Origin of the sequence: Streptomyces sp. AC555_RSS877 (assembly GCF_019049245.1) — a bacterium.
In the GTDB taxonomy this organism is placed as follows: domain Bacteria; phylum Actinomycetota; class Actinomycetes; order Streptomycetales; family Streptomycetaceae; genus Streptomyces.
Map to the genome: position 1 here is coordinate 311,578 of NZ_JAGMUK010000060.1, position 6,435 is coordinate 318,012.

5 protein-coding genes are annotated in these 6,435 nt (G+C 68.4%); 2 read left to right on the forward strand and 3 right to left on the reverse strand.

All coding sequences use genetic code 11. From position 1 onward, the window contains the following. Nucleotides 1–113: 113 nt before the first annotated feature. Together KUM49_RS28205 and KUM49_RS28210 are read left to right on the forward strand one after the other, a co-directional pair. A complete protein-coding gene (locus KUM49_RS28205; RefSeq protein ID WP_217239768.1) occupies nt 114–1,103 on the forward strand; it encodes a RecB family exonuclease in 990 nt (329 codons plus the stop codon). A 14-nt stretch (nt 1,104–1,117) separates the two neighbouring features. Continuing rightward, nucleotides 1,118–1,789, forward strand: coding sequence for a response regulator transcription factor (locus KUM49_RS28210; protein ID WP_030038367.1), 672 nt, complete (start codon nt 1,118–1,120; stop codon nt 1,787–1,789). Nucleotides 1,790–1,861: 72 nt separating this feature from the next. Here KUM49_RS28210 and KUM49_RS28215 read toward each other — a convergent pair whose 3' ends face one another. From KUM49_RS28215 to KUM49_RS28225, 3 genes are all read right to left on the reverse strand, one after another. Then, nucleotides 1,862–3,442: an ABC transporter substrate-binding protein gene (locus KUM49_RS28215; protein WP_217239769.1), complete on the reverse strand. Its 1,581-nt coding sequence runs from the start codon at nt 3,440–3,442 to the stop codon at nt 1,862–1,864. 68 nt (nt 3,443–3,510) lie between these two features. Further along, nucleotides 3,511–5,115, reverse strand: a complete 1,605-nt coding sequence (locus KUM49_RS28220; RefSeq protein WP_217239770.1) for an ABC transporter substrate-binding protein — start codon at nt 5,113–5,115, stop codon at nt 3,511–3,513. Between the two features lie 409 nt (nt 5,116–5,524). Next, nucleotides 5,525–6,226 (reverse strand): HAD family phosphatase, encoded by a 702-nt coding sequence (locus KUM49_RS28225; RefSeq protein WP_217239771.1) that lies wholly within the window; start codon nt 6,224–6,226, stop codon nt 5,525–5,527. Between the last annotated feature and the right edge of the window lie 209 nt (nt 6,227–6,435).

A 6,435-nucleotide genomic window follows, 5' to 3' on the forward strand; every position in this document is an offset into this window, starting at 1 on the left:
TATGCGGCCGTGGCGACGCGTTCCGCCCCGGCACCCCCGTGTTTCCTCCGTCGTCGCACCGGCCACGACCGTGACTGGGTCACTGTCAGTGGCGGGCCGTATGGTCTGTCGTCATGGAGACGAGCGCAGAGGGCGTCACAGCGGCCACCGGCGGCGACACCGCAGACGTGGAGCAGCCGGTCACGGCCGAGCCGGCGACGACGGCAGAGGCGGTGGACAGCGCGGCCACGACGGTCCCGGTCCGGTCCGCCGCCATAGCGCCGGCCTCCCTGTCCCCCTCGCGTGCCAGTGACTTCATGCAGTGCCCGCTGCTGTACCGGTTCCGGGTGATCGACCGGCTGCCCGAGAAGCCGAGCGAGGCGGCGACCAGAGGCACGCTGGTGCACGCGGTGCTGGAGCGGCTCTTCGACGCCCCGGCCGCGGAGCGGACCGCGCCCCGCGCCAAGTCGCTCATCCCCGGTCAGTGGGACCGGCTCAGGGAGTCCCGCCCCGAGGTCGTCGAGCTGTTCGCCGACGATCCGGAGGGCGAGCGGCTGACACGCTGGCTCGGCGAGGCGGAGCGGCTGGTGGAGCGCTGGTTCACGCTGGAGGACCCCACGCGGCTCGAGCCCGCCGAGCGCGAGCTGTTCATCGAGGCCCAGTTGGACTCCGGGCTGAAGCTGCGCGGGATCATCGACCGGGTCGATGTGGCGCCCACCGGCGAGGTGCGGATCGTCGACTACAAGACGGGCAAGGCGCCCCGGCCCGAGTACGCCGAGGGTGCCCTGTTCCAGATGAAGTTCTACGCCCTGGTGGTGTGGCGGCTGAAGAACGTGATTCCGCGCCGGCTCCAGCTCGTCTACCTCGGCAGCGGTGACGTCCTGACGTACGACCCCGTCCTCGCCGACCTGGAGCGCGTCGAGCGCAAGCTGCACGCACTGTGGGAGGCGATCCGGGAGGCCACGGACACCGGCGAATGGCGGCCCCGCCCCACCAAGCTGTGCGGCTGGTGCGACCACCAGGCGCACTGCCCGGAGTTCGGCGGCACTCCCCCGCCCTATCCGCTGGCGGTGAGGGCGCTGGAGTCCCAGGACGCGCCGCAGGGCAGAATGGGGCCGGACTAGCGAAGGAGACTTACGTGGCCATCCGCGTCCTACTGGTCGACGACCAGCCGCTGCTGCGCACCGGCTTCCGGATGATTCTGGAGGCCGAGCAGGATCTCGCGGTCGTCGGCGAGGCCGGAGACGGCCTCCAGGCTCTGGACCAGGTGCGGGCCTTGCAGCCCGACGTGGTTCTGATGGACATCCGTATGCCCCGGATGGACGGCGTGGAGGCGACCAGGCAGATCACCGGGCCCGGGCGGGACGGCCCGGCCAAGGTGCTGGTGCTGACCACGTTCGACCTCGACGAGTACGTGGTGGAGGCGCTGCGCGCGGGAGCCAGCGGTTTCCTGCTCAAGGACGCCCCGGCCAACGAGCTGGTCCAGGCGATCCGGGTGGTGGCCTCGGGCGAGGCGATGCTCGCGCCGAGCATCACGCGCCGGCTGCTCGACAAGTACGCCACGCATCTGCCGTCCGGCGAGGAACCGGTCCCGGACACGCTGCACACCCTCACCGACCGTGAGGTGGAGGTGCTGAAGCTGGTGGCGCGCGGCCTGTCCAACGCGGAGATCGCCGCCGACCTCTTCGTCAGCGAGACCACCGTCAAGACGCACGTCGGTCACGTCCTCACCAAGCTGGGGCTGCGCGACCGAGTACAGGCGGCGGTGTACGCGTACGAGAGCGGGCTGGTGCGCCCCGGGGCGCAGTAAACGGTTCTACGACGCCGAGGGCGCCCCCCGCTCACCAGCAGGGGGCGCCCTCGGCGTTCGTGGGGCCCTCGCTCAGCCCTTGCTGAGCTCCCAGAAGCGGAACACGGTCGAGGCGTCGAGACAGTACTCCAGGCCGTAGACGTCGTCGCGGGTGACGGCGTACTGCTTGGCCTGCCAGACGGGCAGCACCGGGAGTTCGTCGGCGACGATGTCCTGGAGCTTGCCGTAGGAGTCGTCGGTGGCGGCGCGGTCGCTCTCGGCGGCGGTCTGCGGGATGAGCGTGCCGGTGATCGCCTTGTTGGCGTAGTTGTTGCTCAGCACGTTGCCCTCGCCGAAGAAGGGGGCCGTGAAGTTGTCGGCGTCCGGGTAGTCGGGCACCCAGCCCTTGACGTAGACGCCGTACTTGCCGTCGGCGATGTCCTGCTCGTACTGGTCGAAGGCGACGGACTGCACGTCGGCGTCGAACAGGCCGCTGGCGTTGAGCTGTTCGGCGATCGCCGTCAGCTCGTCGTCGGTGGCGGGACCGTAGCGGGACGGGGTCGACCAGAGGGTCAGCTTCACCTTGCCGGTGACGCCGTCGGCCTGCAGGGCGGCGGCGGCCTTGGCCTTGGAGGGGCGGGCGCCGTAGGTGTCGAAGTAGGCCGTGTTGTGGCCGGAGATGCCCGCCGGGATGATCGAGTACAGCGGGGTGGCCGTGCCCTGGTAGACGTCCTTGATGAGGGCGTCGCGGTCGAGCAGGTGGGCTATGGCCTTGCGGACGCCGAGCTGTCCGGCGACCGGGTCGTCCATGTTGAAGACGAGGTGCTGGACCTCCGCGCTGCTGCCCTCGACGATCTCCACGCCGGAACTGTCGTCGGCCTGCTCGATGTCGGCGATGTCGCTCGCGGACAGGCCTCGGTAGGCGATGTCGACCTTGTTGGCGAGCAGTGACTTCTTCAGCGCGGCCTGGTCGCCGTGGAAGAACTTCAGCGTGACGCCGGTGTTCTGCACGTCGGCGGTGCCCTTGTAGTTCTCGTTGACCGAGAAGACGGCCTCGTCCTCGCCGAAGTGGTCCAACTTGTACGGGCCGGAGCCCACCGCCTCCCCGTCCTCGCGCAGCCCGTCGGCGTCGTACTGGGTGTGGTCGACGATGGAGCCGGCACCCGAGGCGATCTTGCTCGGGAAGGTGGCGTCGGGTGTGTTGAGGTGGAAGACCACCGTCTCCTCGTCCGGGGTCTCGACCTTCTCCAGCATGGGGAACATGATCGCGGGACCGGCGTCGTCATTGATCTTCAGCATGCGGTCGAAGGAGAACTTGACGTCCTCCGAAGTGAGCGAGTTGCCGTTGCTGAACTTGAGACCGTCCTTCAGGGTGCACTCGTAGACCTGGGTCCGCGTGTCCGTGAAGGAGCACTCCTCGGCGGCCTCCGGCTGCGGTTCCGTGGCGCCCTTGGGGAAGCTCATGAGCGACTGGAAGACGTTGTTGAACATCAGCCAGGAGCCGGGGTCGTAGCCGGAGGCGGGGTCGGTGGCCAGGACGTCGTCGGACATCCCCATCACCACCGAGGAGCCGCTGCCACCGGAGCCGCCTGACTCCGTTCCGCAGCCGGTCAACAGGCCGGAGGCCAGCCCCGCCACGATGGGCAGGACCGGCCACGGGTTGCGCTTGTTCACTAGACACGTGCCCTTGTCGTTGATGTCGGACCCCGGGGCCACCCTCCCGGGCCCCGGGCACGGGAGGTTCAGCCGCTCACACCGCGGCCGAGCTCCCACAGCTGAAGCGTCGAGGAGGAGTTGAGCGCGTACGCGGTCCCCGTGACGTCCTCGCGGGCGGCGACGTACTGCTTGCCCTGCCACAGCGGCAGGACGGGAACGTCGTCGGCGACGATGTCCTGAATGTCCGTCAGGCTGGCGGCCGCGGACAGCCGGTCCGCCTCGCGGCGGGACTCCGGGATGAGGCTGTTGCGGATCTCACTGTTCACATAGGGCGAGCCGATGGTGTTGTCCTTGTCCAGGAACGGCGCGAGGTAGTTGTCGGCGTCCGGGAAGTCCGGGAACCAGCCCATGCCGTAGACGTCGTACTCGCCCTTCTGCTCGGCGGAGCGGAAGGTCGACCAGGGCGTGCCCTCGATGCCGACGTCGAACAGGCCGCTGTCGTTGAGCTGCTTGCGCAGCACCTCGAACTCCTGCTTGGTGGCCGGGCCGTAGTGGTCGGTCGTGTAGTGCAGCGTCAGCTTCACCGGGGCGGTGATGCCGGCCTGACTCAGCAGGGACTTGGCCTTGGTGACGTTCGGGTCGCCGTACTTGTTGAAGAACGCGTTGGAGTGACCCGTGATGCTGGCCGGGACCATCGAGAAGAGCGGTTCCGCCTGGGAGCCGTAGACCTTGGAGACGAGTTCGCTGCGGTTGATCAGCTGGGCCATCGCCTGGCGGACCGCCTTGGACTTCACCGACGGGGCGTCGGTGTCGAAGCCCAGGTAGCGGATCTCGAGGCCGGCCGTCTCCACGATGTCGATGTCGCTGTCCGTGGCGTTGGTGAGCTTGTCGATCTGCTCCGGCGACATGGTGCGGGTCATCACGTTGATGTCGCCCTTGTCGAGCGCGGCGCCCATGGCGTCGGCGTCCTCGAAGGAGCGCAGGCTGATCTTGTCGTTGTTCACCTTCAGCGTCCCCTTGTAGTTGGGGTTCCTGGTGAACGCGGCGTCGACGAGCTCGTCGTCCTTGACCTCGGCCTGCATGGTGTACGGGCCCGAGCCGTCCACGCCGAATCCCTCGCGCAGCTTGCCCTTCTCGTAGTCGTCCGGGTTGACGATGCCGGCGACGGGGGTCGACAGCTTGAAGGGGAAGGTGGCGTCCGCGGTCTTGAGATGAAAGATGACTTCGTTGTCGCCCTGCGTTTCGACGGTGTCGATGGTGGACAGCAGGGCGAACACACCGCTGTCGGCCTTGATCGCGAGGGCGCGGTCGATCGAGAACTTCACGTCCTCGGCGGTGATGGCGTCGCCGTTGGCGAACTTCAGGCCGTCCCGGAGCTTGCAGGCGTAGCGCTCGTTGCCGGAGTCGGTGAAGCCGCAGCTCTCGGCGGCCTCCGGTACCGGGTCGCCCTCGCCCTTGGGCTGGACCATCAGGGTCTGCACGGTCTGGCGCAGGATGTTCCAGGTGCCGACGTCGTAGGCGTACGCCGGGTCGAGGGGCGCCGGAGTGTCCTTCGAAGCGGTGAACCGGTCCGTGGTGCCGACGACGATCGCACCGTCGCCGTCACTCCCGCTGCCTGACCCACCGCAGGCGACGAGCACCGGCGCGAGCAGGCCGATCACGGCCGGCAGCACCAAAGTCTTGCGGTTCATGCTCGAGTTACTCCACAGCTGTCGAGTCCGTGTATCCGGCATGCAGGGGTGGCGCAGCGGATCACGGGGTAAGGGCGATGTTCTCGCTAGGAGATTAGTCCGCACCTGCAGGACGGTTCGCAGCCACCGGAGTTGAGGGCCCATCACGCAGTGAAACCGGCTGCGGACAGACCGAAAACCCGAGGCGGGAAGGATTAGTGCAGGGTTTCATGAATCGGGACACAAGGACACGCCTCAGGCCCTCGACGGGGAGCGGAGACCACACGCCTCACCCCCTGTCGAGCCCGGCCTGAGTGGGGAACGTCACAGCCCCGACGGTCTGGTCGGATACCGGAATTCGGCCATCCGCACCGGTCGAATTACCCTCGGGGAATTACCGTCCTATCGGCGCTGCACGCTCGGTGAACGCCTAGCGCATTTCCGTCATCAGGCCACGCAGAAATGCCAGGTCCACCTCTTCGAGCGAGGTGACGACGGTGCGCCGGGCGGCCGGAGCGATGGGCGCCACGGACGGCACCGCCACCACGTGGCAGCCCGCTGCCTCCGCCGCGGCGACGCCGGTCGAGGTGTCCTCGACGACAGCGCATCTGGCCGGATCCACGCCGAGTCCGGCGGCGGCGAAGAGATACGGATCGGGATGCGGCTTGGTGCGCCCCACCTCGTCACCGGCGACCGTCAGGGCGAAGTACTGGGGACCCAGCGAGGTGAGCACCCGGTCGATGATGCGCCGGTGCGAGGCGGAGACCAGGGCCGTCGGGATCTCGTGCGCGGCGAGCTCGGCCAGCAGCCGGGTCGCGCCCGGCATCAGCGGCAGGACGCCGTCGATACGGTCCTCGAAGCCCTGGTTCAGCAGCCCGGTGAGCTCCGCGAGGCCGATGTCGGCGCCGGTGGCCTCGATCAGGAACCCCGCGCTGCGGCTCATGGGGCCGCCGACCACGACATGGCGCCAGGAGTCGTCGAGGGTGTGGCCGAGACCGGCGAAGATCTCGACCTCGACGTCCCACCAGAAGCCCTCGGTGTCCACCAGGGTTCCGTCCATGTCGAGGAGCACGGCCTGCAGGGCTGAGCCTTCGGCCGTACGAGTGTCTGGCGCAGGGATCGTACTGGTCATCCGGGCGCACCTCCTTGAGGGACGATCAGGCCGGTTCCCACGTGGGAACCGGCCTGCGGTGGACCGACCAGTGTACGACCTGTCCGATCAGCGCGCTCGGTGAGACGCGTCTCAGCGTGCGTTGAAGTATTTGGCTTCGGGGTGGTGGATGACGATGGCGTCGGTGGACTGTTCGGGGTGGAGCTGGAATTCCTCGGAGAGGCGGACGC